General features: G+C 70.2%; 27 protein-coding genes. 4 read left to right on the forward strand and 23 right to left on the reverse strand.

Features of this window, described 5'->3' with window-relative positions; translation table 11 throughout:
- The first annotated feature begins 7 nt into the window (after positions 1–7).
- Positions 8–898: an SDR family oxidoreductase gene (locus VHD82_RS01695; protein WP_325696209.1), complete on the forward strand. Its 891-nt coding sequence runs from the start codon at positions 8–10 to the stop codon at positions 896–898.
- Between the two features lie 84 nt (positions 899–982).
- Here VHD82_RS01695 and VHD82_RS01700 read toward each other — a convergent pair whose 3' ends face one another.
- The 16 genes from VHD82_RS01700 to VHD82_RS01775 form a co-directional block, all read right to left on the reverse strand.
- On the reverse strand, positions 983–2,524 hold the full coding sequence (locus VHD82_RS01700) for an amidase (RefSeq protein ID WP_325696211.1): 1,542 nt from the start codon (positions 2,522–2,524) through the stop codon (positions 983–985).
- On the reverse strand, positions 2,521–3,537 hold the full coding sequence (locus tag VHD82_RS01705) for a phosphotransferase family protein (RefSeq protein WP_325696212.1): 1,017 nt from the start codon (positions 3,535–3,537) through the stop codon (positions 2,521–2,523). Before VHD82_RS01705 ends, VHD82_RS01700 begins: the two co-directional genes overlap by 4 nt.
- Positions 3,534–4,466 carry a DUF7064 domain-containing protein gene (locus VHD82_RS01710; RefSeq protein WP_325696214.1) on the reverse strand — a complete coding sequence of 311 codons (933 nt, stop codon included), beginning with the start codon at positions 4,464–4,466 and terminating at the stop codon, positions 3,534–3,536. The genes VHD82_RS01705 and VHD82_RS01710 overlap by 4 nt, the downstream gene beginning before the upstream one ends.
- A gap of 5 nt (positions 4,467–4,471) precedes the next feature.
- Positions 4,472–5,287, reverse strand: coding sequence for an enoyl-CoA hydratase/isomerase family protein (locus tag VHD82_RS01715; RefSeq protein WP_325696215.1), 816 nt, complete (start codon positions 5,285–5,287; stop codon positions 4,472–4,474).
- A gap of 10 nt (positions 5,288–5,297) precedes the next feature.
- Positions 5,298–6,104: an enoyl-CoA hydratase/isomerase family protein gene (locus VHD82_RS01720; protein ID WP_325696216.1), complete on the reverse strand. Its 807-nt coding sequence runs from the start codon at positions 6,102–6,104 to the stop codon at positions 5,298–5,300.
- Positions 6,104–7,120 carry an LLM class flavin-dependent oxidoreductase gene (locus VHD82_RS01725; RefSeq protein WP_325696218.1) on the reverse strand — a complete coding sequence of 339 codons (1,017 nt, stop codon included), beginning with the start codon at positions 7,118–7,120 and terminating at the stop codon, positions 6,104–6,106. Before VHD82_RS01725 ends, VHD82_RS01720 begins: the two co-directional genes overlap by 1 nt.
- 11 nt (positions 7,121–7,131) lie before the next feature.
- On the reverse strand, positions 7,132–8,286 hold the full coding sequence (locus VHD82_RS01730; RefSeq protein WP_325696220.1) for a CaiB/BaiF CoA-transferase family protein: 1,155 nt from the start codon (positions 8,284–8,286) through the stop codon (positions 7,132–7,134).
- 23 nt (positions 8,287–8,309) lie between these two features.
- On the reverse strand, positions 8,310–9,077 hold the full coding sequence (locus tag VHD82_RS01735; protein WP_325696222.1) for an enoyl-CoA hydratase/isomerase family protein: 768 nt from the start codon (positions 9,075–9,077) through the stop codon (positions 8,310–8,312).
- Positions 9,078–9,182: 105 nt separating this feature from the next.
- Positions 9,183–10,007: a 1,4-dihydroxy-2-naphthoyl-CoA synthase gene (menB, locus tag VHD82_RS01740; RefSeq protein ID WP_325696224.1), complete on the reverse strand. Its 825-nt coding sequence runs from the start codon at positions 10,005–10,007 to the stop codon at positions 9,183–9,185.
- Positions 10,004–10,762 carry an SDR family NAD(P)-dependent oxidoreductase gene (locus tag VHD82_RS01745; RefSeq protein WP_325696225.1) on the reverse strand — a complete coding sequence of 253 codons (759 nt, stop codon included), beginning with the start codon at positions 10,760–10,762 and terminating at the stop codon, positions 10,004–10,006. Before VHD82_RS01745 ends, menB begins: the two co-directional genes overlap by 4 nt.
- Positions 10,763–10,880: 118 nt before the next feature.
- Positions 10,881–11,795 carry a hydroxymethylglutaryl-CoA lyase gene (locus VHD82_RS01750; protein ID WP_325696227.1) on the reverse strand — a complete coding sequence of 305 codons (915 nt, stop codon included), beginning with the start codon at positions 11,793–11,795 and terminating at the stop codon, positions 10,881–10,883.
- Positions 11,792–13,015 carry an acetyl-CoA hydrolase/transferase family protein gene (locus VHD82_RS01755; RefSeq protein ID WP_325696229.1) on the reverse strand — a complete coding sequence of 408 codons (1,224 nt, stop codon included), beginning with the start codon at positions 13,013–13,015 and terminating at the stop codon, positions 11,792–11,794. Before VHD82_RS01755 ends, VHD82_RS01750 begins: the two co-directional genes overlap by 4 nt.
- Positions 13,012–14,217, reverse strand: coding sequence for a thiolase family protein (locus tag VHD82_RS01760; RefSeq protein ID WP_325696231.1), 1,206 nt, complete (start codon positions 14,215–14,217; stop codon positions 13,012–13,014). Before VHD82_RS01760 ends, VHD82_RS01755 begins: the two co-directional genes overlap by 4 nt.
- Positions 14,218–14,958 carry an SDR family NAD(P)-dependent oxidoreductase gene (locus VHD82_RS01765; RefSeq protein WP_325696233.1) on the reverse strand — a complete coding sequence of 247 codons (741 nt, stop codon included), beginning with the start codon at positions 14,956–14,958 and terminating at the stop codon, positions 14,218–14,220. It lies immediately after the preceding gene.
- Positions 14,958–16,124, reverse strand: coding sequence for an acyl-CoA dehydrogenase family protein (locus VHD82_RS01770; protein WP_325696235.1), 1,167 nt, complete (start codon positions 16,122–16,124; stop codon positions 14,958–14,960). Before VHD82_RS01770 ends, VHD82_RS01765 begins: the two co-directional genes overlap by 1 nt.
- A gap of 92 nt (positions 16,125–16,216) precedes the next feature.
- Entirely contained in the window at positions 16,217–17,251 is a 1,035-nt protein-coding gene (locus tag VHD82_RS01775; protein WP_325696237.1) for an acyl-CoA dehydrogenase family protein, read from the reverse strand.
- A gap of 110 nt (positions 17,252–17,361) precedes the next feature.
- Between VHD82_RS01775 and VHD82_RS01780 the strand changes: the two genes are divergently transcribed.
- On the forward strand, positions 17,362–18,141 hold the full coding sequence (locus VHD82_RS01780) for a FadR/GntR family transcriptional regulator (RefSeq protein WP_325696239.1): 780 nt from the start codon (positions 17,362–17,364) through the stop codon (positions 18,139–18,141).
- Between the two features lie 2 nt (positions 18,142–18,143).
- Here the strand turns inward: VHD82_RS01780 and VHD82_RS01785 are convergent, their stop codons facing one another.
- Together VHD82_RS01785 and VHD82_RS01790 are read right to left on the reverse strand one after the other, a co-directional pair.
- Positions 18,144–20,066: an AMP-binding protein gene (locus VHD82_RS01785; protein ID WP_325696241.1), complete on the reverse strand. Its 1,923-nt coding sequence runs from the start codon at positions 20,064–20,066 to the stop codon at positions 18,144–18,146.
- Between the two features lie 4 nt (positions 20,067–20,070).
- The gene (locus VHD82_RS01790) at positions 20,071–21,246 is read right to left on the reverse strand and encodes an acyl-CoA dehydrogenase family protein (RefSeq protein WP_325696243.1); all 1,176 of its coding nucleotides are present in this window, start codon (positions 21,244–21,246) and stop codon (positions 20,071–20,073) included.
- Positions 21,247–21,310: 64 nt separating this feature from the next.
- On the opposite strand from VHD82_RS01790, the gene VHD82_RS01795 reads away from it, so the two are divergent.
- Both VHD82_RS01795 and VHD82_RS01800 read left to right on the forward strand, forming a co-directional pair.
- The gene (locus tag VHD82_RS01795) at positions 21,311–21,727 is read left to right on the forward strand and encodes an FAS1-like dehydratase domain-containing protein (RefSeq protein ID WP_325696245.1); all 417 of its coding nucleotides are present in this window, start codon (positions 21,311–21,313) and stop codon (positions 21,725–21,727) included.
- Positions 21,724–22,122: a MaoC family dehydratase gene (locus VHD82_RS01800; RefSeq protein WP_325696247.1), complete on the forward strand. Its 399-nt coding sequence runs from the start codon at positions 21,724–21,726 to the stop codon at positions 22,120–22,122. The genes VHD82_RS01795 and VHD82_RS01800 overlap by 4 nt, the downstream gene beginning before the upstream one ends.
- Before the next feature lie 2 nt (positions 22,123–22,124).
- Here the strand turns inward: VHD82_RS01800 and VHD82_RS01805 are convergent, their stop codons facing one another.
- The 5 genes from VHD82_RS01805 to VHD82_RS01825 form a co-directional block, all read right to left on the reverse strand.
- Complete coding sequence (locus VHD82_RS01805; RefSeq protein ID WP_325696249.1) at positions 22,125–22,277, reverse strand: hypothetical protein; 153 nt, start codon at positions 22,275–22,277, stop codon at positions 22,125–22,127.
- 306 nt (positions 22,278–22,583) lie between these two features.
- Positions 22,584–22,706 (reverse strand): hypothetical protein, encoded by a 123-nt coding sequence (locus VHD82_RS01810; RefSeq protein WP_325696251.1) that lies wholly within the window; start codon positions 22,704–22,706, stop codon positions 22,584–22,586.
- 4 nt (positions 22,707–22,710) lie between these two features.
- On the reverse strand, positions 22,711–24,351 hold the full coding sequence (locus VHD82_RS01815) for an AMP-binding protein (protein WP_325696252.1): 1,641 nt from the start codon (positions 24,349–24,351) through the stop codon (positions 22,711–22,713).
- Positions 24,352–24,484: 133 nt separating this feature from the next.
- Complete coding sequence (locus tag VHD82_RS01820) at positions 24,485–25,270, reverse strand: enoyl-CoA hydratase/isomerase family protein (protein WP_325696253.1); 786 nt, start codon at positions 25,268–25,270, stop codon at positions 24,485–24,487.
- Complete coding sequence (locus VHD82_RS01825) at positions 25,263–26,243, reverse strand: quinone oxidoreductase family protein (RefSeq protein ID WP_325696255.1); 981 nt, start codon at positions 26,241–26,243, stop codon at positions 25,263–25,265. Before VHD82_RS01825 ends, VHD82_RS01820 begins: the two co-directional genes overlap by 8 nt.
- Positions 26,244–26,251 lie beyond the last annotated feature (8 nt).

Below are 26,251 nucleotides of genomic sequence, written 5' to 3' on the forward strand. Positions count from 1 at the left end.
CGACCGCATGACGAAGTCCGTATTCACGCCCGACCTGCTTGCCGGCCAGCGCATCCTGATCACCGGTGGCGGGACGGGACTCGGCCGGGGCGTGGCCGCGCATCTCACCGCGCACGGCGCGCAGGTGCACCTGTGGGGCCGCCGCGAAAGCGTGCTGGCCGAGGCCGCCGCGGAGGCGGGCAAGCCGGGCACGGTGCACTTCCAGACCGTCGACGTGCGCAAGGCCGACCTCGTCGACGCCGCGATGGACGAGATCTGGTCCGCGCACGGACCGCTCACCGGGGTCATCAACAACGCCGCCGCGAACTTCATCGCGCCCACGAAGTCCTTGAGCGCACGGGGTTTCGAGGCGGTGAGCTCCACGGTGATGAACGGTTCGTTCAACACCACGCACGCCGCCGGGCGCCGGTGGATCGAGCAGGGCCTGCCCGGCGTCGTGCTGTCCACGCTGACGACATGGGTGTGGAGCGGCTCGGCTTTCGTGGTGCCCTCGGCGATGGCGAAGGCCGCCGTGCACGCCATGACGATGTCGCTGGCGGTGGAATGGGCGAAGTACGGGATCCGGTTGAACGCGCTGGCTCCCGGGCCGATCCCGACCGACTACGCCTGGGAAATGCTGAACCCGACGGACAAGAGCGCGGTCGGTGCGACACAGGCCGACCAGGTGCCGATGGGCCGGATGGGCACCGTCGAGGAGCTGGCGAACCTGACGATCTTCCTGCTGTCGGACGCCTGCCCCTACCTGACCGGCGAAACGATCGCGATGGACGGCGGGCAGCGGCTGGCGGGCCCGGGCACGTTCGCCGGGCTGACGTCACTGTCCGATGAGGACTGGGCCGAGATCAGGGAACGCAGCCAGGCCGCCAGCGCCGCGGCCAAGGCACAACGCAACGTGTGACCGGGAAGGGCCGCCCCGGACGGGGCGGCCCTTCCCTTTTCTCACCGGACAGGCAAACGTCGCCACAACGCGGCCACGGCGAACTCAGCGCCCGCAGCCGAACCCCCCGCTGGGCTCGGCATACCGAGCCTCGGCCACTTCGCCCATCGACTCCCCCAAGGCCGCCAGTGCCGCGGAAATCCCCGCGATCGCGTCCTCCTCCGACCCGTCCGCCCCGGGCATCAGCGACACCGCGCCCGGCACCGGTGGCTCGTCGAGATGGAACGTCGTCCGCTGCTGCACGGCATCACCGGCGCGGAGCACGAGCGCCTCGTCCCAGCGCCTCCCGGCCAGTGACAGTGCGAGCGGCAGCCGTTGCGCCGACAGGCCCATCGGGACCACCAGCACCGGATTACCCAGCGGATTCCAGTACGCCGTGTGCAATGCGGTCATCACGCTGGTCGGGTCGAGCCCGGACATCTCGGTCATGGGCGGCGCGCCGAGGTGCCCCATGGGGGTGGCGATCAGGTCCACGGTGTCCAGCAGCGCGTCCATCTTCGCCTGCGCCACACGGCGAACCCGCATGGCCTGCAAGTAGTGCGCCGCGGTGATCGCCCGCGCGCTGGTGAGCAGCACGCGCGTAGCCTGGCCGTAGTCGGCGCTGCGGGCGCGCAGGTCGCCTTCGTGGTAGCTCAGGCCTTCGGCGAGCATGACGAGGGAGTCGATCGCCTGGAGTTCGGGGTACATCGGCAGCTCGACCGGCACGAGTTCGGCACCGGCGTCGGCCTGAACCGCCAGCATCGCGGCGAACAAGCCGGCAGTCTCGGGATCCGCGCGCGGGGCGAAGCGGTCCAGGTCGTCGAAGCCCACGCGCACACCGCGAAGGTCGCCATTGAGGCCACCGAGGTAATCGCCCGGCGTGGTCTCCGACGCATACGGATCTGCCGGATGATGCCCGGCCGGCACCGACAGCAGCAGAGCGCAGTCCCGTGCGGTACGCGCGAGCGGGCCGACGTGGTCGAGGGTGTAGCTCAACGGCACCATGCCCGCCTTGGGCACCCGGCCGAAGGTCGGTTTGAGCCCGGTGACCCCGTTGAACCCGGCCGGCATCCGGATGCTGCCCGCGGTGTCGGAGCCGAGCGCGCCCAGCACCATCCCGGAGGCCACCCCGCTGCCGCAGCCCGAACTGGAACCACCGGCGTAGTGATCGGGGTTCCAGGCGTTGCGGGGCAACGGGAACGGTTTGGCGGGGTCGGGCGCGCCGAGGGCGAACTCCATCGTGGTGAGCTTCCCGAGGAAGATCCCGCCCGCCGCACGGAGCCGTGCGACCGCCGGGGCGTCCCCGGTCTCCTGGGCCCATGCCCTGTCCAGCACGAGACTCTGTGCCGTCGTCGGGCCACCTTCGCAGGCGAAGATGTCCTTGATGCCCAAGGGAATTCCGTCAAGCGGCCCCACCGGGCAGCCTCGTGCGAAGCGCTCGTCGGCGGCCGCGGCGGCCTGCCGGGCATCTTCGGCCTCGCGGTGCAGGAAGACGCCCAGCGTGGCATCGGAGGCGTCCGCCTTGGCGATCGCGTCGTCCACCAGTTCCGACGCGCTGACCCGGCCCGTCCGCAGGTCCGCGGCGGCGCCTGCGATCGTCCGGGTCAAGACGCCACCTGCTCCGCCGCCGCCAGAAAGGACTTCACCAGCCCGGCATCGGCGTAGTACTCGTCCCCGACGCCTTGCACCGCGCGCCTGCGGCCGTATTCGTACAGCACGGCCAGCTTCCACAGCGCCAGCGCCGTGTACCAGTCCAGAGTGGACAGATCACGCCCGGTGCGCGCGGCGTAGCGTGCGGCCAGTTCGTCCCGGGTGGGGTAACCCTCCTCCAGCGCCGCCGCTCCGAGGTCTTCGGTCGGCGTGCGGGGTTGCCCGGCCACGGGCCAGGACGCCAGGAAGTAGCCGACGTCGAACAACGGGTCGCCGAGGGTGGCCAGTTCCCAGTCCAGCACCGCGATGATCCGGCCCGGCGAGTCCGGGGCCACGATCACGTTGCCCAGCCGGTAGTCGTTGTGCACGATCGTCGCCCCCGCCTCCGGGGGCACGTGCGCCGCAAGCCAGGCGTCGATGCCGGCGAACTCCGCGGGCGGCTTGCCGTCGGCGTCGGCGATCAGCCGTCCCATCCGGCGGAAATGCCGGGCGTTGAAGCCTTCCGGCCTGCCCATGCCCGCGAGGCCACGCCCGGCCCAGTCCACCGCGTGCAGCGCCGCCAGAGTGTCCACAAGGGACTCCCCGATCCGGCGCCGGTCGCCGGGGTCGCTCAGCGCCTCCGGGGTCCGGTCGGTGATCACCGGGCCCTCGACGTAGCTCATCACGTAGAACGGGACGTCCAGCACCTCACCGGCCTGCCCCACGGCGAGCACCTCCGCCACCGGCACGTCGGTACCGTCCAGCGCGGCGATCAGCTTCGCCTCGCGCAGCATGTCGTGTGCGCCGGGCGGGATCGGTGGTGGCGGCGGCCGGCGCACCACGACCCGCCGCCGCCCGTCGGTGACCAGGAACGTGAGGTTGGAGTGCCCGTCGCCGATCCGCCTCGTGGTGACCGGACCCGCGCAGATCCCCCGCCTGCCCAGGAAATCCGCCAGCAGGGTGCGCTGCTCGTCACTCCAGTCCCAGCTCATCGACCGCTCTCGATCAGGTGTTGCAGGTACTGACCGGGCCAGTGCGTCTCGAACTGCCCGGCGCCCTCTTCGCCGTCGATGGTGACCCGGCAGGCGGCCTCGGTGATCACGGTGCCCATCGGATCGCGGGTGGGCAGCTTGATGATGCCGTAGGCGTCCATCACCAGGCGGGTCGTCTCACCGGTGATATCGACGACGTCGGCCTCCAGCCGCTTCTGCGTCATGTCGTCGTGGTACTCGGCGTGGTGCTTGATGTGCGAAACCGGCACGGTGACGCCGTCCTTGACGACGTAACCGGCGAAACCCCACTCACCACGCGCGATCCAGATCCACCCGTTCACGACCCGGCCGGACTCGGTGTAGGCGATGAACCACTTCCAGTGATGCGGTACGCCCCAGTCGCGGGTGCCCCAGGAATGGTCCCGGTGCCCCTTGCGGTCCCAGGTGATCCGCCGGCCGCCGGCCTCCAGGAACCCGGTCACCTGGCCGGTCTGTTCCAGCCGGTTGGCGGCGAACCACGACGGCAGACCGTCCGGATTGGACCTGTAGCTGAAAGCGTCGTGCAGCGCGGTGAAGTCGAACTGCAGGTTCACGTCGTCGCTGGTGTAGCTGACCTGCGCGGTGCGGCGCAGTTCGGGCTGCTTGACCGAGAGCCCCCGGAACTCGAAGTTGTCCAGGTCCATGTCGTCGCCGACGGTGCCCTGCTCCAGTTTCAGCGCCACCGGCTCGGCGTCCGGGCCCCAGACCGACACGTTGTAGCCGGTCTTGCCGCGGTCGGTCAGGTACAGGTACACCTGCATGCCGAGCTGTTCGTCCGGCATGATCAGTTCCCAGAACAGGGAGTCCCGCATCCGCCCGCCCGGCTCCGGCCAGTGCCGCAGATCGTCGTCCGGCCCGAAGCCGGGGTCGATATCGCCCAGTGTCACCATGTTGCTCACCGTCCCGTGAATTCCGGCGCGCGCTTGTCCTTGAACGCGGCCAGTGCCTCGGTCATGTCCTCGCAGCGGGTCAGCAGTGCCTGCCCGCGGTTCTCCAGTTCCAGTGCCCCGGCATAACTCGCGACTTCCTGGTTGCGTTGCAGTGCCCGCTTCGACATGCGGACGCCGCCGGGCGAGTTGCCCGCGATCTGGCGCGCCGTCGCCAGTGCCTCGTCCAGCAGGCTTCCGGCCGGCACCACGCGGTTGACCAGGCCGATCCGCGCCGCCTCCTCGGCCGCGACAATCCTTGCGGTATAAGCGATCTCGGCCGCCCGGCCCGGCCCGACGAGCCGGGTCAGCTGCCAGGAGGTGCCCAGTTCCCCCGCCGACAGGCCGACCTTCACGAACGCCGCGTTGAACTTGGCGGTGGGCGCGGCGAGCCGGATGTCGGCCGCCAGCGCGAGCGACAGGCCGCCGCCGGAAGCGGCGCCGTGCACGGCGGCGATCACCGGGAACGGCAGCTCGCGGATCGCGGCGAGGCCGCCGGTGGCGGTTTCCTGGAAATGCAGGAACTCACGCACGCCCATCCGCGTGATCACGTCGATCTGGTCGAGATCGAACCCGGCGCAGAAGGCCCGTTCCCCGGTGCCGGTGAGGATCAGCGCGCGGGCCTTGCTGTCCCGCATCGCCCTGGCCACCCGGAGAAACTCACCGAACATGCCGACCGTCATGGAGTTCATCCGCTCCGGCCGGTCGATCCGCAGCAGCAGCACGCCTTCCTCGGGCTCTTCGAGCACGAGGGTCCGCAGTTCGGGGACTTCGAAGTCGATCACGTGCCCTCCCTCAGCGTCCGGTGAACTTCGGCGCGCGTTTCTCCTTGAAGGCCGCGAGCGCCTCGGGCATGTCCTCACCGCGGGTGAGCAGCGCCTGCCCGCGGTTCTCCAGTTCCAGCGCGGCGGCGTAGGAGGTGACCTCCATGTTGGCCTGCAACGCGCGCTTGGACAGCTGCACGCCGCCGGGCGAGTTGGCCCGGATCAGGCGCGCCATGGCGAGCGCCTCATCCAGCAACGCCGGACCCGGTACGACACGGTTGACCAGCCCGATGCGCTCGGCCTCCTCGGCGAACACGAACCGGCCGGTGTAGGCGATCTCCGACGCCAGCGCGGGCCCGATCAGCCGTGGCAGCAACCAGGACGAGCCGAGGTCACCGGCCGACAGTCCGATCCGGACGAACGCCGCGTTGAACTTCGCCTGCTCCGAAGCCAGCCGGATGTCCGCGGCCAGCGCGAGCGCCAGGCCACCGCCGGCCGCCGCGCCGTTGACCGCCGCGATCACCGGGATGCGCAGCGACCGCAACGCCGTCAGCGCGCGGGCGGCGTGTTCCTGCCGTTCCAGCATACCCAGCGCGGTCAGCCCGGCGAGCTCGTCGGCGTCGTCCAGGTCGTACCCGGCGCAGAACGCCTTGCCCGCGCCGGTGACGATCAGCACCCGCGTTTCGTCGTCGTCGCCCAGCGTGAACGCCAGCTCCTCGATCTCGGCGAACATGCCCACCGTCATCGAGTTCAGGGACTCCGGGCGGTTGAGCGTCGCCACCAGGACGCCGTCCTCGGGCCGGGAGAGCTCGATCGTCTCCGGTTTCAGCTCCACCATCAGCGCATTCCCTCCAAAATGGACACGGTCGCCTCGTCGGCCTCTTCGGGCTTGAGTCCCCAGGGCACACTCACGAGGTTGAGATGGTCGTAGTCACGGGCGTGCACCGCGACGCGTTCCTTCAGCTCACCGGGACGGCAGGCCACGCCCACCGCGTCGATCGCCGCGTCCGGCACCGCGGCGGCCATCGCCTCGCCGTCCCGGTTCCGCGCCGCTTCCCGGATCCGGTCCTGCGCGTCCGTCCAGCCGTGCAACGCGAAAAGGCGGTCGTAGACACGGGATGCGGCGTACTGCGCGATGGCGAAGGCCAGGCGGTCCCGCGCGGCCTGCTCGTCGGCGTCCACCGCGCACATCAGGATGCCCATCAGCTTCACGTCCTCCGGCGTGCGACCGGAGTCGGCGAGTCCCTCGGCCAGTCCGGGCCGGACGAAGTCGTGGAGGTAGGCGGAGGTGAACATCGGGTGCCCGACGAGGCCGTCCGCGACCCGCCCGGCCACGCGCAGCATCCGCGGGTTGACCCCGGCGGTCCAGATCGGCAGGTGTTCCTGCACCGGCGGCGGGGTGTCGGAGGTGGGCTTGAGGTGGACGCGGTAGAACCGGCCTTCGTGTGCCACCGGGCCTTCGTGCAGGCGCCACAGCTTGCGCAGCACGGTGACCAGCTCTTCCATCCGCGCGGCCGGGGCTTCGCCGCTGACGCCGTGCCAGTCCTCCATCATCCGCGGGGTGCCGTTGCCCAGCCCGAGGGTGAGCCTGCCGCCGGAGAGCTCGTCCAGGTCACGTGCCTCGGCCGCCCACACCAGCGGGGTACGGCCGACGCCGTAGGCGATGTTGGTGCCGAGCCGGACGCGGCTGGTGGCGCCGGACAGCACGGCCAGCGGCACGGTCGCCGACCGGTTGTACAGCTCGTTGGTCCATACCGCCTCGAACCCGGCGTTTTCGGCACTGGCCGCCAGTTCGGCCAGCCGGCGGAACCGCTCGGGCCCACCGCCCGAGCTGAAGACCGTCAGTCCGTACATTTCCCGTCCTCCTAGTCAGCGACCGCGATCGCACCCGACCGCAGCCATTCGTCCAGCCGCTGCCCGCTCACTCCCCAGTCCCGCAGCGCTTGCTCAGTGTGTTCCCCCGGCGCGGGCGGCGGGTGGCCCAGCGCGGCCGGGGTCCGGCTGAACTTCGGTGCGGGTGCGGGCTGCACCAGCCCTTCTTTGTCCACAAAGGACTCTCTGGCCACGTTGTGCGGATGCCGTGGCGCCTCGTGCACGTCGAGCATCGGCGCCACACAAGGCGTTCGCCCTTCGGCGAGCGCCGTCCACTCGTCACGGGTCCGGGTGCGGACGGCGCCCGCGATCAGCTCACGCAGCCGTGGCCACGCCGCCCTGTCGTCACGGTCCGGCAGTCCCGCGGGCAGCCCGAGCAGGTCGACGAGGTCGTCGTAGAACCGTTTTTCCAGCGCCGCGACCGAAAGCCAGCGTCCGTCCGCGGTTTCGTAGACGTCGTACCAGGGGGCACCGCTGTCGACGAGGTTCATCCCGCGCTCGGGATGCCACGCCCCGGTCTGCGCGAAGCCGAAGAACGCCGTGCCCAGCAGCGCCGCGCCCTCCACCATCGCCGCGTCGACCACCTGCCCCCGCCCGGACCGCCCGCGCTCCAGCAAGGCCGCGAGCAGGCCCAGCGCGAGCAGGTAACCGCCGCCGCCGAAGTCACCGACCAGGCTCAGCGGCGGGGTCGGCGGCTGGCCGTGCCGTCCGATCAGCGACAGCACCCCGGACAGCGCCACGTAGTTCAGGTCGTGCCCGACCGCCTGCGCGAGCGGGCCGTCCTGGCCGAACCCGGTCATCCGCCCGTAGACGAGCGCGGGGTTGCGCTCCAGGCAGGCGTCCGGGCCGATCCCCAGCCGCTCGGCCACCCCGGGCCGGAACCCTTCCAGCAGCGCGTCCGCTCGCCCGGCGAGATCGAGCACCACCTCGGCACCGCCGGGGTGTTTGAGATCGACGGCGACCGACCGGCGGCCGCGGTGCAGCAGCTCGGTGCGGAAGTCCGCATTCGGCCCGACCAGCGCCGCGCCCGCCGCCCGGTCGATCCGGAGCACGTCGGCACCGAGATCGGCCAGGAGCATGGCGCAGAACGGCCCTGGGCCGATCGAGCCGATCTCGACCACCCGGATGCCGGCCAACGGTCCCGTCATGGGGTGCTCACCTCCGGTACCTCTCAGGCGAACCGTGGTGGCCGCTTCTCCAGGAAAGCCGTGAGCCCCTCCTGTGCTTCACCGGCCTCGAACAGCTCCTGCTCCTGCTCGACCTCGAACCGGAAACCCTGCTCCAGCGGCAGATCGAACGCGGCGTCGACGGTACGGATCACCGCCTGCTGCGCGGGCAGGGATGCGCCGGCCAGCTCGCCCGCGAGTTCCAAAGCCGCCTTCTCCGCCGTGCCGGCGGGCACCAGCCGGTCGATCAGCCCCATCGCGTGCGCTTCCTCGGCGGGCACCTGGCGGCCGGTGAGCATGATGTCCAGCGCGCGGCCGCGCCCGACCAGACGGGGCAGCCGCTGCGTGCCGCCCGCACCCGGGATGAGGCCGAGTTTCACTTCCGGCAGCCCGAATCTGGCCGACGCCGAGCCGACGCGCAGGGAGCACGCCATCGCCAGTTCCAGCCCGCCACCGAGGGCGAGCCCGTCCACGGCGGCGATCGTGATCCGGTCCGGGGCGGCCAGCCGGTCGAGCACGCCACGCAGCTGGTCGCCGTATTCGGTGAAGGACTTCGCATCCACGGCCGACATATGCTTGATGTCGGCGCCCGCGGCGAAGAAGCCCGGCACCTCCGACGACACGACCACGACCTTCGCGCCGGCCGCCTCGTCGAGCGCGGCGTGCAGCCCCTCGATGATGGGCAGCCCCAACGCGTTGGCGGGCGGGCGTTTCAGCGTGCAGACCTCGATACCGGCCCCGGCGGAGCGGCGGGCGACCACGGTGTCGCTCATGCGGCCTCCTCGGCGGACGCGGCAAGCCGCGGCAGTGTTGTCACGTCGGCCGGCACGGCGCTGGATGACTCGCGCGCTAGCTCGCTCATGATGAACCTTTCGTACTCAGGGACGGCGCGGGAACCGGCCGAAGTCCGGGGCGCGTTTTTCCTTGTAGGCCTCACGGCCTTCCTTGGCCTCCTCGGAGGCGTAGAACAGCAGGTTGGCGTCGTGCGCGAGCTGCTGGATGCCGGCCAGCCCGTCCTCGGCGGCGTGGAAGCTCGCCTTGAGCATCCGCAGCGCGAACGGCGAAAGCGCCAGCATCTCCCGGCACCAGCCCACGGTCTCGGCCTCCAGCTCCGCGAGCGGCACGACGGTGTTGACCAGGCCCATCTCCAGCGCCTGCCGCGCGTCGTACTGGCGGCACAGGAACCAGATCTCCTTGGCCTTGCGGGCACCGACGAGGCTGGTGAGCAGCCCGGCGCCGAACCCGCCGTCGAACGAGCCGACCCGCGGGCCGGTCTGCCCGAACCGCGCGTTGTCGGCCGCGACGGCCAGATCGCACACCAGCTGCAGCACCTGTCCCCCACCGACGGCGTAGCCCGCGACCATCGCGACCACGGGTTTGGGCAGCCGCCGGATCTGCACATGCAGGTCGGTGACATGGAACCGGCCGGGTTTGCCGGGCTCGGACACATACCCGGTGTCGCCGCGCACGCGCTGGTCGCCCCCGGAGCAGAAGGCGAGATCTCCTTGCCCGGTAAGGATGATCACGCCGATCCCGGTGTCCTCACGGGCCACGTCGAGCGCGTCGGAGATCTCGACGAGGGTCCGCGGCCGGAACGCGTTGCGCACCTCCGGGCGGCAGATCGTGATCTTGGCGATCCCGTCCCCGCTGTAGTCGAGGCGGATGTCGTCGTAGGAACCGATCTGCTTCCAGTCCACGCTCACGCCATGGTCAATCCGCCGCTGACGGACAGGGTCTGGCCAGTGATGTACTCGGCGGCGTCGGAAGCGAAGAACGCCACAGCCGCGGCGACGTCGCTCGGCTTGGCCAGCCGCTTCATCGGCACACCGCGCACCATGCCGCCCAGCACCTTGTCCGCGTCCTGGCCGGAGCTGTCGGCGAACTTGCGCAGCGCCGGGGTGTCGGTCGGGCCGGGGCACACGGTGTTCGCGGTGATGCCCTTGGTCGCCACTTCGCGGGCGAGGGTCTTGGTGAAGGCGATGATGCCACCCTTGGCCCCGGAGTACACCGCCTCCAGCGACGAGCCGACCCGGCCGGCGTCCGAGCCGATGTTGATCACCCGGCCGAAGCCGCGCTCGATCATGCCGGGCACCACGGCCTGGATGACCCGCAGCGCGCCCTTGAAGTTGATGTCCAGGATGCGGTTCCAGAACTCCTCGTCGGTGTCGACGAACTTCATGAAGTCGTCCCAGCCGGCGTTGTTCACCACGATCTCCACCGGACCCAGCTCCGCGGTCACGGTTTTGACCGCGGCCTGCACCGAGGCGGTGTCGGTGATGTCGGTCTGCACGGCCAGCGCGGTGCCACCCGCTTCGGTGATGGTCTTCGCGGTGGCCTGCGCGGCTTCGAGGTTCAGGTCGGCGATGGCCACCTTGAACTTGTGCTCGCCGAGTGCCAGCGCGATGCCCTGGCCGATGCCCTGCGCACCACCGGTGACGAGCGCGACGCGGTTGCTCATGGGGGTTCCTTTCTAGCTGTTCCGGAATCGGCGGAGCCGGTTGCGGTGGGCCGTCAGCTTGCACCGCGGCGGGTTCTCAGGCGTCCTCTCGCGAGGAAAGCGCCATTCGAAACACTCCTCAGTTCCAGGTGACGGGTCCGGCGATGATGGAATGACTGGTGAGCTTGCGGCCCAGTGTGTCCTGCGCGGAGCGGGCCGCGTCGATGAGACCGGGCAGGGAAAGCCCGGTCTCCACGCCCATCTCGTGGAACATGCTGACCAGGTCCTCGGTGGCGATGTTGCCGGTGGAGCCCGGCGGGACCGGGCAGCCGCCCAGCTCGCCGAAGCTCGACTCGAAGCTGGCGCAGCCGACTTCCAGCGCGGCGAAGGCGTTCGCCAGGCCCTGGCCCCGGGTGTTGTGGAAGTGCGCGGTGACCTCGACGCCGGGCAGCCGTTCCAGCGCCGCGGTGAAGAACTCCGTGACATAGGCCGGGTTCGCCATGCCGGTGGTGTCACCGAAGCCGATCTCGGTGGCCCCGGCCTCGGCGAAGCGTTCGGCGAGGCCGAGCACCCGGTCCAGTTCCACCTTGCCCTCGTACGGGCAGCCGAAGGACGTCGCGACCACGGCGGCGCAGTCGAGGCCTTCGGCCTTGATCCGGGCGGCCATCTTGTCGTTGTCCGCCATGGTCTCGGCGACGGTGCGGTTGACGTTCTTCTTGTTGTGCGTCTCCGACGCGGACACGAAGATCGCCGCCTCGTGGAACTTGTCCCGCACCTTCAGCGCGTTGTCCAGGCCACGGCTGTTGGGAATCAGCACCATCAGCCGCACGTCGTCCGGGACGTCGATGCCATGCAGCACCTCGACTCCGTCCGACAGCTGCGGGATCACGTCGGGGCGCACGAAGCTGGCGACCTCGATGCGCTTGAGGCCCGCGCGGGCCAGCTCGTTGATCAGCCGCACCTTGTCGGGCGTGGGGATGCGTTCGGGCTCGTTCTGGAAACCGTCGCGCGGGCCGACTTCGCGGATGTGCACGCTGCTCGGTCGCTTGGTCATGCCTGGGCTCCTCTCGACAGGGCTTCCCGGTGTTCGGGCGCGGCGACGGCGATGAGCCGCCGGGCGCGCTCGTTGAGGTCGCAGCCGCGCAGGCGGGCGGCGCCGTATTCGGTCACCACGTAGTCCACATCGGACCGTGCGGTGGTGACCACGCCGCCGTGCAGGGCCGGAACGATGGTGGAATGCGAGCCGGACCGGGCTCGCACGGCGATGATCGAGCGCGCGCCCGTCGACGCCGCGGCCCTGGTGAAGTCGGCCTGGCCGCCCACCCCGCCGATGTAGGCGCCGCGACGGACCTCGCTGCCGACCTGCCCGGACAGGTCCACCTCGATCGCCGAGTTGAGCGACACCAGCGAGCGCAGTCTGGACAAAGTGGACGGTGCGTGGGTGTAGCTGGCGGGACGGAACTCCACGGGCAGCTCCGGCAGCCGGTCGTAGAGTTCGGCGCTGCCCAGCGCCGCGCCGGTGACGATGACGCCGGGGTCGATCTCTTTGCGGGCGCCGGTGAGCACGCCCTTGTCGACGAGGCGGAGGATGCCGTCGGAGATCATGCCGGAGTGGAAGCCGAGGTCGGTGTGCCCGGTCAGGGCGTCCAGCACCGCCGAAGGCAGCGAACCCACGCCCATCTGCAGGGTGTCGCCGTCTTCGACGAGTCCGGCGACGTGCCCGGCGATGGCCAGTTCGGTGTCGTCGGGTGCTTTCGCCGGCGCTTCGGCCAGCGGCCGGTCGGTCTCCACCGTCGCGGCGAATCTGGCGAGCGGGATCTTCGGGGTGCCGGTGGTGACCGGCATCCGCTGGTTGATCTCGGCCAGCAGCACGGAGGTGTGCAGCACGGCGTCGGCCGCGTAGTCCGCGCCGACGCCGAGCGAGCACATCCCGTCCTCGTCCGGCGGCGACACCTGGACCAGGCCGACGTCGGTGGGCAGCGAGCCGTCGGCGAACAGGCTGGGCAGCGCCGAGTAGTGGCAGGGCACGACGGTCAGCCGTCCCTCCCGGCTCAGCCTGCGCAGTTCGCCGAGCGCGCCGTAGGACATCAGCTCCAGTTCCGGCGGCAGCTCGCGGGTGAGCCGCTGGTCCCAGGTGAGCCCGCAGAACGCCCGGTGCGGGCCGAGCTCGCCGATCTGGTCGAGCAGTGCGTGCACGAGCGCGGCCGGCTCGGCGCTGGCCTGGCCCCACCAGATGCCGGCGCCGTCCGGGATGAAGCGCTTGAGGTCGATCATCCGTCGATCCGCTGGATCAGGGTGGCGGTGCCCAGGCCGCCGCCACAGCACATCGTCACGAGGCCGAGTTCGGCGTCGCGTCGTTCCAGCTCCGCCAGGATCGTGGCCATCAGCCGGGAACCGGTCGCGCCGACGGGATGCCCGAGCGCGATCGCGCCGCCGTTGACGTTGACCCGGTCCATGTCCGGCTTCAGCTCGCGCTCCCACGCGAGCACGACGGAGCTGAACGCCTCGTTGACCTCGAACAGATCGATGTCGTCGACCGTCAGCCCGTTGCGCTCCAACAGTTTCCGGGTGGCGGGGATCGGGCCGGTGAGCATGATGACCGGATCGACCCCGACCGTGGTCTGGTCGAGAATCCTCGCCCGTGCCCGCAGCCCGTGCTCGGCCGCCGCGTCCCGCGAAGCGAGCACGACCGCGGCCGCGCCGTCGGAGATCGGCGACGAGCTGCCCGCGGTGATCCGCCCGTTTTCCTTGCGGAAAGCGGGCTTCAGCGCGGACAGCTTCGCCAGGTCGGTGCCGGGCCGGATGCTCTGGTCGCCGCGCAGCTCGCCGAACGGCACGGTTTCGGCGTCGAACCGGCCCGCTTCCAGCGCTTCGGACGCCAGCCGGTGCGAGCGGACCGCGAACTCGTCCATCTCGGTGCGGCCGATGTCCCAGCGGTCGGCGATCAGTTCGGCGCTTTCGCCTTGGTGCACGAAGGAATACTGCTCGCGCAGCTCCTCGGGCCACGGGTCGCCGTAGAGCTCGGAGATCTTGACCGGCGAGTCGATCGGCACGTGCCCCATGTGCTCGACTCCCCCGGCGATCACGAGATCGTGCGTGCCCGAGCCGATCAGCCCGGCGCCCATCGCGATCGCGGTCTGCGCCGAACCACAGCGGCGGTCCAGGGTCACCGCGGGCACCTCGGGCGGGTACCCGGCCTGCAGCCAGGCGTTGCGGCCGATGTTGCGGGACTGCTCGCCGAACGGCGCCGTGCAGCCGATCACGAGATCCTCGACCGCGCCGGGTTCCAGCCCGGTGCGCCGGACGAGCTCGGTGTAGCAGGCGGCGAGCAGCGCGTTCGGATGCGTGTCGCGGTACCAGCCGCGTTCGGGATGCGACTTGCCGATCGGGGTGCGCACGGCTTCGGCCAGCAGTACCTCACGGCCTGCCGCCAGCATCGGGCTGGTTTCGATCAGGCGCCGCGTGTGCTTACTCATTTACATCACCGTCCCGCCGTCGACCGGCAGCACCTGGCCGGTGACGTACCCGGCGGCGTCGGAGGCCATGAACACGAAGCTGCCCGCGATCTCGTCCGGATAGGCCCAGCGGCCGAGCGGGATGCGGGCCAGCGTTTTCGCGGCCAGTTTCTCGTTGCTGCGGATGTTTTCCGTCATCGGCGTGGCGGCCAGCGGCGCGAGCGCGTTCACCGTGACCTGCCGCCGCGCCAGCTCCTTGGCCAGCGACTTGGTGAGCCCGATGATGCCGGCCTTCGCGGCGCCGTAGTTCGCCTGGCCGATCGTGCCCTCCAGCCCGGCGGCGGAGGTGACGTTGATGATCCGGCCGGTGCCGTCCTCGGGCAGATAGGGCAGCACGGCGTGGCTGCACACGAAACTGCCGACGAGGTGGATGTCGATGATCCGCCGGAACGCTTCCTCGGTCATTTTCGGGAACATCGCGGGCGCGATCGCCCCGGCGTTGTTGACCAGGATGTGCAGCTTGCCGCCGGCGAGCGCCGCGGCCTGCTTCGCCGCCTCCTCCGCACCGGCCGCGTCGCGCACGTCGAGGGCGCGGTACTCAGCCTTGTCGCCGATGCTCTCGGCGGTCGCTTTCGCGGCCTGCTCGTCGATATCGGTGACCAGCACACGCGCCCCGGCGGTGGCGAAGGCGCGGGCGACGGCGGCGCCGATCCCGCTGCCGGCGCCGGTGACGAGCGCCGAGCGGTTGTCCAGTCCGAACATCAGTAGCTCCTCGGCAGTCCGAGCACGTGCGAGCCGAGATAGTTGAGCACCATCTCCTGGCTCAGCGGTGCGATCTTGAGCAGGCGGGCTTCGCGGAAGTACCGGGCCACGTGGTACTCCTCGGAGTAGCCCATGCCGCCGTGGGTCTGCAGTGCCCGGTCCGCGGCCTGGAAGCCCGCGTCGGCGCACAGGTACTTCGCCGTGTTCGCCTCGCGGCCGCAGGGTTTCCCGTTGTCGTAGAGCCAGGTCGCCTTGCGCAGCGCCAGTTCCGCCGCGTCCAGCCGTGCCAGCGAGTCGGCGAGCGGGAACTGCAGCCCCTGGTTCATCCCGATCGGGCGGCCGAACACCTCACGCTCGTTGCCGTAGCGCACCGCCGTGCGCAGCGCGGCCCGGCCGAGGCCGAGCGCCTCGGCGGCGACCAGCATCCGTTCCGGGTTCAGCCCGTCCAGGATGTACTTGAACCCCTGCCCTTCCTCGCCGACGCGATCCTCCACCGGGATCCGCAGGTCGTCGATGAACAGCTCGTTCGAGGTGACGGCGTTGCGGCCCATCTTCCTGATCGGCCGGATGTCCACTTTGGACCGGTCGAGATCGGTGAGGAAGAGGGTGAGCCCGTCGGTCTTCTTCTTGGCGTCCTCGAACTTCGTGGTCCGGGTCAGCAGCAGGATCTTCTCCGACTCCATCGCCTTGGAGATCCACACCTTGCGCCCGTTGACCACGTACTCGTCGCCCTCGCGGCGGGCGAACGTGGTGATCCGCGTGGTGTCCAGGCCCGCGCCCGGCTCGGTGACCCCGAAGCAGACGTGCAGGTCGCCGTTGACGATCCGCGGCAGCGTCCGCCTCTTGAGCTCGTCCGACCCGTGCACGATCACCGGGTGCATCCCGAAGATGGACAGGTGCATCGAGCTGGCGGCGTTCATCCCGCCGCCCGAGGCGGAGACCTCTTCCAGCAGCAGCGCCGCTTCGGTGATGCCGAAGCCGTGCCCGCCGTACTCCTCGGGCGTGGTGATGCCGAGCCAGCCGCCCTTGGCGAACGCGTCGTAGAACTCGGTGGGGAACTCGTGGGCAGTGTCCTTCTCCAGCCAGTACTGGTCGTCGAACTTGCCCGCCAGCTCGGCCACCGCTTTGCGGATCGTCGCCTGATCCTCCGTCAGCTCAAAGTCCACAGCAGCTCTCCCAAGCATTGGTTTGGGCTAACTATACCAAAGGACTGACCAAAACTACAGACACGCGCCGGGTCCCGGACGTCGTGCACGGATCAGGCCGCGGGCAGCAGCGGAAGCTCGCTCGCGAGCCGCTCGTTCCACACGGCCGGCGTGCCGAACAGGCGATCGTTGAGCTTGGCGCGCTTGTAGAACAGCTGCAGATCGTGTTCCCAGGTGTAGCCGATCGCGCCGTGCATGGTCAGCGCGCTGTCGGCGGCGCGGACGGCCTCGGCACACACCTGAGCCTTCGCCGCCGCGGCGTGCAGGACGAAGTCCTCGTGTTCCTGCTCGACCGCGGCCGCGGCGTAGTAGACCAGCGACCGGGCGGATTCGACGGTGACCAGCATCGTCGCCGCGGCATGTTTGACCGCCTGGAAGGAGCCGATCGGAACGCCGAACTGCTGCCGCTGTTTGCTGTATTCCACCGCGAGTTCGAGCATCCGCTCGGCGGCGCCGAGGCTGTCCGCGGCCACCAGAACCGCGGCACGCAGCGCGATCCGGGACAGTTCAGCCCGCGCGTCCACCGGCAGTTCGGTGCCCCGCGCACCGTCGAGGACGACATCGGCGACCGAGCGCGTGCGGTCCAGGAGTGCGCGCCGGGTCAGCGAAACCGCGGCCGCCTCCACCAGATACAACCGCCCGCCGGCGGGCACGACGAACCTCGCCGCCCGGTCCGCGCCCAGCACCAGCGGCACCGTCCCGCTCAAGGCTCCCCCTTCGGCGACCACCGGTCCCGGCGCGTCGACGGGTTTTCCGGCGCTCACCGCGAGCACCGCGAACTCCCCGCCGGTCAAGCAGGCTTCCGCGGGACCGGGGGGCAGCACGGGTGCCGCCAGCACCGACGCGAGCCACGCCGAAGACGGCGCCGCGGCCCGGCCCAGTTGCTCGGCGGCCAGCGCGAGTTCGAGCAGTCCACCGTCCTGCGAGCCGACGGAAAACCAGCCCTCCTCGACGAAGCGCCGCTCGAACGGCGCGGGGTCACCGCTCCCGAGCCAGCCGCGAACCGCCTCCGTCGAAGCGAAGCGTTCGAGCCAGCCACGAAAGGCGTCACGAAACAGATCCTGGTCCTCGGTCAATGTCCACCGCATTGCTCGCGCCTTTCGCCGTTGACATCACGTTTACTGGTTCAATACGACCCGACTCGAAGAAAAATGGTAACTTAGGTCAGACCTTTAGGCCAAAGTGTGGGGAGACTGACATGGCGGGCACACGCCCCCCGGCAACCAACGGCACCCGCTCGGCGGTGCGCCTGACGCCCATGGAGGTGCCCAAGGCTTCCGACGTACTGGCCGACGACCTGCGGGAACGCATCCTCGAAGGCGAGTTCGAGGAGGGCACCGCGCTGCCGACCGAACGCGACCTCGTCGCCCAGACCCGGATGAGCCGCACCACCGTGCGGGAGGCGCTGCGCATCCTCGAAGTCCAGGGCCTGGTGCGGATCAAGGCCGGCCGGGGCGGCGGCGCCTTCGTGCAGCGGCCCGGCAAGGACTCGGTCGCCAGTTCGGTGAACCTGCTCATCCGCGGCCAGCGAGTCCGCCTCGCCGCTTTGCTGGAGACCCGCGAGGCCATCGAGCCCTACTGCGCGAAGCTGGCCGCGCGGCACCGCACGCAAGCCGACCTGGCCCGGCTCGACGCCGCCAACAAGGCGATCGCGGCCGAGGACGGCAGCCTGGCCGATTTCCTGCAGGCCAACGTCGACTGGCACGTCGCGGTGGCCACCGCGAGCCACAACGAGCTGCTCACGGGGCTGATGACCGCGCTGTCCACTGCGATCTACGCCGCCACCGAGAACGAAGCCTTCGTCGACGACGAAGTCCGCCGCACCACGGTGCGCGCGCACAAATCGATCACCACGGCCATCCGGGCCCAGGACCCGGATGCCGCGGTGCGCCGGATGAACCGGCACGTGCACGCCTACGCCGAGGCGGTGCTCGAAGTGGACGAGCGGACGGAGATCCCTGTCCCCGCCGAGAACTGAGCTCACGGCCGCACGAGCGCCCGGATCTCGGCGACCGCCTCGGGGTTCTCCGCCCCGGACAGATCGCCGGGGTCCGTGCCCAGCACGGCGGCACGGACCGCGCGGCGGAGGATCTTCGCCGAACGCGTCTTGGGCAGCTGCGCCACGCGGTACACCGCGGAAGGCGCGAACGGTTTGCCGAGTTCGTGGGCGACCATTTCCTTGAGCTTCGCCGAAACGTCCTCCCCCGCGCCGGGACGCGGAACCCAGAACGCCCACACCGCCTCACCCTTCTTCGCGTCCGGCACCCCCACCGCGGCGGCCTCGGCGACCGCGGGATGGGTCGCCAGCACCGCCTCCACTTCCGCCGGGGCGAGGCGTTTGCCCGCCACGTTCATGACGTCGTCGGACCGGCCCCGCAGGAACCACTGCCCGTCCGCGTCGACGAGCGCGTAGTCGCCGTGCCGCCACATCCCGGGGAACGTCGACCAGTACGCCTCCAGGTAGCGCTCGTCGTCCTTCCAGACCCCGCGGGTCATCGCGGGCCACGGCTGGCGGCACACCAGCTCACCGATCTCGCCGCGCACCGGTTTGCCCGCGTCGTCGACCACGTCGACGTCCATGCCCAGCGACGGCCCGCCGAGCGAGCAGCTGCGGATCTCCTCCACGGGGTAGGGCGCGAGGAACGAGCCGCCGACCTCGGTGCCGCCGGAGAAGTTGATGATCGGCACCCGGCCGCCGAAGACGTCGCGCGCGAGCCATTCGTAGGAGTCCGGGTCCCACGGTTCGCCGGTCGAGCCGAGCACGTGCACCGAGGACAGGTCGAACCCGCTCAGATCGGCCTGCTCGCTCGTGCGCAGGGTGCGGATGAGCGTCGGCGACACGCCGAGCATCGCCACCCGGTGCCGCTGCGCGAGGTCCCACAGCCGGTTGAGGTCCGGCACATCCGGCGAACCTTCGTAGAGCAACAGGGTGCCGCCGTTGGCGTGGGTGCCGATGATCGACAGCGGGCCCATGATCCAGCCCATGTCGGTGACCCAGCAGAAGACGCCACCTTCGTTCAGGTCGAAGGAATAGGCCACTTCGCTCGCGGTCTTCACCAGGAAACCGGCGTGCGTGTGCACCGCGCCCTTGGGTTTTCCGGTGGTGCCGGAGGTGTAGGCCAGCAGCAGCGGGTCGGTCGCGGCCATCGCCTCGACCGGGCCGGCCTCGCCTGCCGGGAGCCGCGCCCACAGCACGTCCTTCGGTGTGCTGGTTTTCGTCTCGGCGCTGAGGTTTCCGACGAGGACCACGTGTTCCACCGCCGGGCAGGAAGCCAACGCCTCGTCCAGCAACGGTTTCATCGCGACCTCACGGCGGCGGCGCACGGTTCCGTCCGCCACGACGACAGCCTTCGCGTCGGCGTCCCGCAGGCGTGACGCGATCGCGGTCGGCGCGAATCCGGAGAACAGCGGCACCAGCACCGCGCCAAGCCGTGCGACGGCGTAACAGGCCACCACGGCTTCCGGGATCATCGGCAGAAACAGCCCGACCGCGTCACCGCGGCCGATACCCAGCGCTCGCAACCCGCCGGCGACACGCTCCACTTCGGACGCCAGCTCGCCGTAGGTGAGCGTGCGGACCGTGCCGTCCTCCGCCTCGTGCACCACGGCGGCGCGCTCCGGCGCCCGCTCCGCCCACCGGGTCAGGCAAGCGTCGGCGATGTTGAGCTCACCGCCGACGAACCAGTCCGGCCACTCGGCGCCGCGCGAGAGGTCGACGGTGCGCGAGTACGGCTTCCGGAACGGCAGGCCGAGGTCGCGCACGACGGCGTCCCAGTACCAGCCGATGTCCTCGACCGAACGCGCACGTAGTTCGGCCAGCGAGCCGGCGCCGTGCGCGCGGGCGAGGCGGGTGACGTTGGCGTTCTCGACGTAGTCGTCGGTGGGAACCCAGGTATAGACCACGGTGTCAGCTCCTCGGCATGCCGAGCATCCGCTCGGCCAGGATGTTGCGCTGGATGTAGGTGGAACCGCCCGCGATGGCGGTGCCGCGGGCCTGGTAGGCCAGCCGGAGCCAGCGGGACGATCCGGCAAGCTCGTCGTCGAGCCCGAACTGGTCGCCGAGCGGGTCGAGGGAAAGCCGGAAATCGGCCAGATCCTCCACCAGCGGGCAGAAGTAGAGCTTGCCGATCGAGGTGACCGGCCCCGGCGGGCCGCCCTCGGCGGCGAGCGTGACCACCCGCTGGCCGATCAGCCGGTGCGTCAGCGCGCGCCCGTAGAGGTCGGCCACCTTCTGCCGGATCACCGGGTCCGCGCCGAGCGGCGCACCGTCGTCACCGGTGCGGGCGGCGATGTCGGCGACGATGTCCTCCACCGCGCGGCGCGTGTTGACCCGGCCGGTCGCGATGGCGACGCGCTCGTAGCCCAGGGTGCCCATCGCCACCCGCCAGCCACCGTCGACTTCCCCGACGACGAGCTCATCAGGGATGAACACGCCGTCGAGGAAAACCTCGTTGAACTCGGCCTCGCCGAGCATGTGCGCCAGCGGCCGCACGGTCACGCCCGCGCTGTCCATCGGCAGCAGGAAGTACGTGATGCCCTTGTGCCGCGGGCCGCCACCGGTGCGGGCGAGCAGGATCGCGTGCGCGGCCAGCTGCGCCCGGCTGGTCCAGATCTTCTGCCCGTCGATCCGCCAGCCACCGTCCACTTTGGTCGCCTTGGTGCGCAGGGAGGCCAGGTCGGACCCGGCGTCGGGCTCGGAGAACAGCTGGCACCAGATCTCCTCTCCGGTCAGGATCGGGCGCAGGAACCGCTCCTTCTGCGCCGCCGTCCCGAAGTCGGCGATCGTGGGCCCGGCGAAGTCCTCACCGATGATGTTGAGCCGCTCCGGGGCGCCCGCGCGGTCGGTCTCGTCGTTGAACACCGCGCGCAGCTTCTCGTCCACCCCCCGGCCGCCGTACTCCTCCGGCCAGGACAACCCGGCGTAACCGGCGTCGGACAGCATCTGCTGCCATTGCCGCCAGAACGGCAGTTTTCCTTCCAGGTCGGGCGGTTCCGGCCAGGGCAGTTTCGGCAGCGCACTGCCGAGCCAGTCCCTGATCTCCGCCCGGAACCGGGCCTCCTCGGGCGAGTCCGCGAGCTCCATGCGTCACCCCTTCACGTCGTTTCGGGCTAATGATACTATAGGTCGGACCAAACAGGGAGGTGTGGTGGAAATCCTCGACGAGGTCTCCTTCGACGTCGAACGCGGCAAGATCCGCGAGTTCGCTCTGGCCACGCACGCCACCGACCCGGTGCACACCAGCATCGACGCCGCGCACGCCGCGGGCTTTCCCGACGTGCCCGCCACGGCGACCCACGTCGTGGTCGCCGGGCATCACCGGGATCAGCGCGCGTTCGTGGCCAAGCTCGGGCTCGCGTTCGACCGGGTCGTCGTGGGCTCGGTGAAGTGGACCTATCTCCGGCCCTTGTGCGCCGGTGACTCGCTGCGCGGAGTGCGTCGCGTGGCGAGTGACACCCGCAAGCGCGAGCTGCGCTTCGTGACACTGGAGACCGACTACCTCGACGCGTCCGGCCACTGCGCCGTCCGCGTGCGCGAGGTCCTGATCGAACGGGGAGCCCGGTGAGAAAACCCGTCACCGCGACCGTGGGCCAGTCCCTGCCCGCCGGGGAAGCGGGCCCGGTCACCCAGACCGACATCGTCCGCTTCGCCGGCGCGGGCGGGGATTTCAACCCGCTGCACCACGATCCGGAGTTCGCCCGCGCCGCCGGGTTTCCCGGTGTGCTGGCGATGGGGCAGTTCCAGGCGGGGCTGCTCGCCTCGTGGCTGACCGGCTGGTGCGGGGTCGAGCACCTGCGGGAGTACGAGGTCCGGTTCGTCGCGCCGGTCTTCCTCTCCGACCGGCTCCGGTTCTCCGGCGAGGTGACCGCCGTCGAGGACGGAGTCGCGGAGCTGGCGCTGCGGGCCTCGCGCGGCGAAGACGAGATCATCCGCGCGACCGCCGCCGTGGTGGTCGCTTGAGCTCAGGCAAACCGCTGCCTGAGCTCGAACTTGAGGATCTTCCCGCCGACCGTCTCCGGCATTTCGTCGAGCACCGGTGAGCGGTACACCGCCTCGCCGGGCTCGCCCGGTTTGCCGCGCAGGCCGGGAAACGGTCCGGCCAGAACCGGTAACACGACATCGATCCGGTCTGCCCGAACACTTCCAGCAGCGCGACATCACTGCCGCGGACCGCACGCATGCGATCGAAGAGGCCGGGTTTCACGGCGCCCCAGGAGAACATCGCGACCGTGAGGCTGTGCAGATTCCGCCTCGCCCGCGCGGGCGAGCGCTTCGCCGACCAGCTTCTGCAGCCACAGCGGCGATCCCGCCCGGATCGCCGTGGCGTGCTCGCGGGTGATCGTGTCCGCGAGCGCGCGGCGCCGGGTTGATCGGCAGGAACGTGCACAACCGGAGATCGTCCTCCTAGCGCAGTCCACGGGTCAGCGAAAGCGCTCGACCGAGTTGTCGCGGGTGAGCCGTTCGAACACGTTCCCGACGGCCATCCGGTTCCAGCGGCGATCGGCACGGCGGCCGTGCGAGGTGGCGACGTCGAAGCCCATCACCGCCTCACACGGTGGTCCCGGTGACCTTCAGCTTCTCCGCGATGTCGGCGCGCAGCCGATGCTTCTGGATCTTCCCGGTGGCGGTCATCGGCAGTTCGGACACGATTTCCAGCCGCTCGGGCATCTTCTGGATCGCCAGCCCCTGGCCCAGCAGGAAGTCCTTGATGTCGTCCAGCGTCAGGTGCTCATGGCCGGGCCGGGGCACCAGGTAGAGGCAGATCCGTTCGCCGAGCCGCCGGTCGGGCATGCCGACCACGGCCGCCGCGGCGACCGCCGGATGCCCGGTCAGCAGGTCCTCCACCTGGCGGACGCTGATGTTCATCCCACCGCGGATCACGATGTCCTTGAGCCTGCCGGTCACCCGGAGGTAGCCGTCGGCGTCCATCACCCCGAGATCACCGGAGCGTGAATAACCCTCGGGCGTGAACAGGGCCTGCGTCTCGGCGGGATTGCCGATGTACTCGAGCATGTGCATCGGGCCGCGGTAGGCGATGTCGCCCTCCTGCCCGCGCGGCACCTCGTTGCCGGCCTCGTCGACGATCTTGACCGAGCTGCCCGGCAGCACCCGGCCGTCGGAGGTCAGCGACCGCGCCGGATCGTCCTCGACGGTGCACATGCTGGTGGTCACGTTCTCGGTGCGCCCGTAGAGACTGAGCACCCGGCACCGGGGCAGCAGGGCGGCCGCCTGCTCCACGAACGCGGCCGGGATCGGCGCACCCGCGGCGACCCACAACCGCAACGTGCTCGCGTCGTGCTCGGCCGGCTCGTACACGTCCATCAGCATCTGCAGGAACGTCGTCGCGGTGACCGCGACCGTGCACCCGAACCGGCGGATGTGCTCCAGCCCCGCCTTCGGCTCCCACACCTCCATCACGTGCGACGCGGCGCCGTGCATGAGCGGCAGCAGAATACTGGTGACGAGCCCGGTGGTGTGCGTGATCGGCGACGGTCCGAATTGGACATCCGCGTCGCTGTAGCCGAAACCCTGGGCCAGCAAGCGGGATCCGCACGCCATCGTGTTGAACGTGTGCAGGCAGCCCTTCGGCCGTGACGTGGTGCCGGAGCTGTACACGATCACGAAATGGTCGTCGGGCCCCACGCCGGGACCGAGGTCCACCGGTTCGGCTTCCAGCGCTCGCAACGGCGTGGTGCCCTCGGCCTCGCCGCGGACGAGCACGATCGTCTCCAGGCCCGCCACATCCTGCTGAATGGTGCGGTACATGGCGGCGTAGTCGAACTTCTTGAAGGTGTGGCAGGTGATCGCCATCTTCGCGCCGGAGTTGCGCACGATGTAGCCGACCTCGTCGAGCCGGTAGATCGGCATGATCGGCACCATCACCGCGCCGATCCGGGACAGCGCCACGGCGATCTGCCCGAACTCGACCCAGTTCGGGATCTGCACGCAAACCCTGTCCCCACGCGAAATCCCGGCGCGGCGCAGCCCGGCCGCGAGCCGCAGTGCGCCGTCACGAAGTTCGCGGAAGGTGAGGGCGCGGGTGTCGTCGGTGAGGAAAACCTTGTCCGGGCGGAGTTCCACCTGCTGCTCCAGCAGCTCGAAGAACGTCTCCCGGCACCAGCGGCCGGTGGCGTAGAACTGCTCGATTTCCTCGGCCGAGTAACGATCTGTGACCCGCGCGAACGTCATGGGCGATCTTCCTTGATCTGAAGAAGGGAAGGCACGAAGCGGCTGTCCGGTCCAACGCTAATATGGTTGGACCAAAAATGCAACGGCGCGTCCAGGGCTGCCCGCACCGCCTTTCAGGGTGCGATCGGGCCGGTCAGCGCCGCTTCCACACCGGCGCGCGCTTCTCCCGGAACGCGGCCACTCCCTCACCGAGATCCGCTGTCGTGAAAGCCAGCGCCAGCTGCGCCTGCAACACATCCAGCGCTTCCGAGAGCCCCAGGTCACGGGTCGAGTCGATCGCGTCCTTGCCCAGTTTCATCAGCAACGGCGACTTCTCCGCCACCCGGTGCGCCCAGGAGCGCACGGTCTCGTCGAACTCGGCATCCGGGATCACCTTGTTGACGACACCCAGTCCGGCGGCCTCCGTCGCGGTGATCTTGTCGCCGAGCATCATCAGCTCGTTGGCCTTCATCCGGTCGACGTTGCGGTAGATGAGCGCGGAGATCATGAACGGGAAGGCTCCCACGTTGATCTCCGGGCAGCCGAACCGCGCGGATTCCTTGGCCAGCACCAGATCACAGGCCAAGGCGAGGCCGAACGCGCCGGCCAGCACGTCACCGCCCGCCGCGCAGATCACCGGCTTGCCGAGCGCGCCGAGCAGTTTGAACAGCCGCGGGAACCGGTCCAGCCCCGCGTACTTCTCGATCGGCGGGCGCTCGTCGGCGAAAGCCTTCAGGTTGCCGCCTGAGGAAAACACGCGCTCGTGCGACGAACCGAGCACGACGACGCGGACACCGTCGTCGTGCTTCGCCGTTTCCAGCGCCCGCAACAGTTCGTCGAGCAGTTCGTCGCTCAGCGCGTTGCGGGTCGCGGGGTCGTCGAGCGTGACGAACGCGGCGCCGGCGTCGTCGACCTCGTACCGCACCAGCGTGTCAGTCATGCCGTAGAACCACCTTTCCGAAGCCGCCACCCTGTTCCAGGTAGCGGTGCGCGGCCGCCGCGTCCTCGAGCGGGAAGGCCCGGTCGATGACCGGCGGCGCGATCGAATGACCGTCCAGCAGGGCGAGCAGCCCCGCGAAGTCCTGTGGGCTGCCCATCGTCGTGCCCAGCAGGCTGTACTGCCCGAAGTAGAACCGCCGTACGTCGAGCGGCGCCTGTTCGGCCGCCGAGGCACCCAGCACCACCAGCCGTCCCCCGGGGCGCAACGCCCGCAAGGCCTCCGCCCATGTGCCGACGGAGTCCAGCACGACGTCGAAACCCTTGCCGCCGGGCGAAAGTTCCTTCGCCCGGGGTCCCCAGTCCGCTTCGGTGTAGAGCACCCCGCCGGCGGCGCCGAGCGCCCGGGCCTGCTCGATCTTGCCCGTCGAGGAAGAGGTGACCACCACCGAAGCGCCCACGCCACAACCGAAAGCGACCGCGGTCGTCGCGACTCCCCCGCCCGCGCCCAGCACGAGCAGGGACTCCCCCGCACGCAACCCGCCGCGGGCGAACAGGGCGCGATACGTCGTCAGCCCGACCAATGGCAGCGCGGCGGCTTCTTCCCAGCTGTAGCCGGCCGGGCGGGGTGCCACGCACTCGACGGGCACGCGCACCAGTTCGGCGTACGTGCCGGGCCGGTGGTCGCCGAGGATCTCCCAGCCGGGCGCGGGCGACGATTCGTCGTCGCCCCACCACAGCGACGGCACGATGACCACTTCTTCGCCGGTGTCGGTGCGGATTCCCGCACCGTCGGCTCCGGGCACGTGCGGCAGCGGGGATCCGTACTGGCCGCGGCGGACGAGGACGTCGTGCCAGTTCAACGCGCTCGCCTTGAGCCGCACCGTGACCCAGCCCGGCCCGGGTTCCGGGTCGGGCACCTGATCCGGGCGCAGCACGTCCGCGGCACCGAACTCTCGCAGCACGACCGCCCGCACCCCGCCAC

The sequence above is a fragment of the Amycolatopsis sp. genome (assembly GCF_035546795.1).
In the GTDB taxonomy this organism is placed as follows: Bacteria; Actinomycetota; Actinomycetes; order Mycobacteriales; family Pseudonocardiaceae; genus Amycolatopsis_E.

Coding starts and splice junctions, on each gene's coding strand:
- VHD82_RS01815 (WP_325696252.1), bottom strand. CDS start 24,351: ATGACGTTCGCGCGGGTCACAGATCGTTACTCGGCCGAGGAAATCGAG.
- VHD82_RS01780 (WP_325696239.1), top strand. CDS start 17,362: ATGGCGGGCACACGCCCCCCGGCAACCAACGGCACCCGCTCGGCGGTG.
- VHD82_RS01750 (WP_325696227.1), bottom strand. CDS start 11,795: ATGACCAAGCGACCGAGCAGCGTGCACATCCGCGAAGTCGGCCCGCGC.
- VHD82_RS01755 (WP_325696229.1), bottom strand. CDS start 13,015: ATGATCGACCTCAAGCGCTTCATCCCGGACGGCGCCGGCATCTGGTGG.
- VHD82_RS01735 (WP_325696222.1), bottom strand. CDS start 9,077: ATGAGCGACACCGTGGTCGCCCGCCGCTCCGCCGGGGCCGGTATCGAG.
- VHD82_RS01820 (WP_325696253.1), bottom strand. CDS start 25,270: ATGACTGACACGCTGGTGCGGTACGAGGTCGACGACGCCGGCGCCGCG.
- VHD82_RS01710 (WP_325696214.1), bottom strand. CDS start 4,466: ATGGTGACACTGGGCGATATCGACCCCGGCTTCGGGCCGGACGACGAT.
- VHD82_RS01705 (WP_325696212.1), bottom strand. CDS start 3,537: ATGAGCTGGGACTGGAGTGACGAGCAGCGCACCCTGCTGGCGGATTTC.
- VHD82_RS01775 (WP_325696237.1), bottom strand. CDS start 17,251: ATGCGGTGGACATTGACCGAGGACCAGGATCTGTTTCGTGACGCCTTT.
- VHD82_RS01765 (WP_325696233.1), bottom strand. CDS start 14,958: ATGTTCGGACTGGACAACCGCTCGGCGCTCGTCACCGGCGCCGGCAGC.
- VHD82_RS01720 (WP_325696216.1), bottom strand. CDS start 6,104: ATGGTGGAGCTGAAACCGGAGACGATCGAGCTCTCCCGGCCCGAGGAC.
- VHD82_RS01695 (WP_325696209.1), top strand. CDS start 8: ATGACGAAGTCCGTATTCACGCCCGACCTGCTTGCCGGCCAGCGCATC.
- VHD82_RS01790 (WP_325696243.1), bottom strand. CDS start 21,246: ATGGAGCTCGCGGACTCGCCCGAGGAGGCCCGGTTCCGGGCGGAGATC.
- VHD82_RS01745 (WP_325696225.1), bottom strand. CDS start 10,762: ATGAGCAACCGCGTCGCGCTCGTCACCGGTGGTGCGCAGGGCATCGGC.
- VHD82_RS01730 (WP_325696220.1), bottom strand. CDS start 8,286: ATGACGGGACCGTTGGCCGGCATCCGGGTGGTCGAGATCGGCTCGATC.
- VHD82_RS01725 (WP_325696218.1), bottom strand. CDS start 7,120: ATGTACGGACTGACGGTCTTCAGCTCGGGCGGTGGGCCCGAGCGGTTC.
- VHD82_RS01760 (WP_325696231.1), bottom strand. CDS start 14,217: ATGAGTAAGCACACGCGGCGCCTGATCGAAACCAGCCCGATGCTGGCG.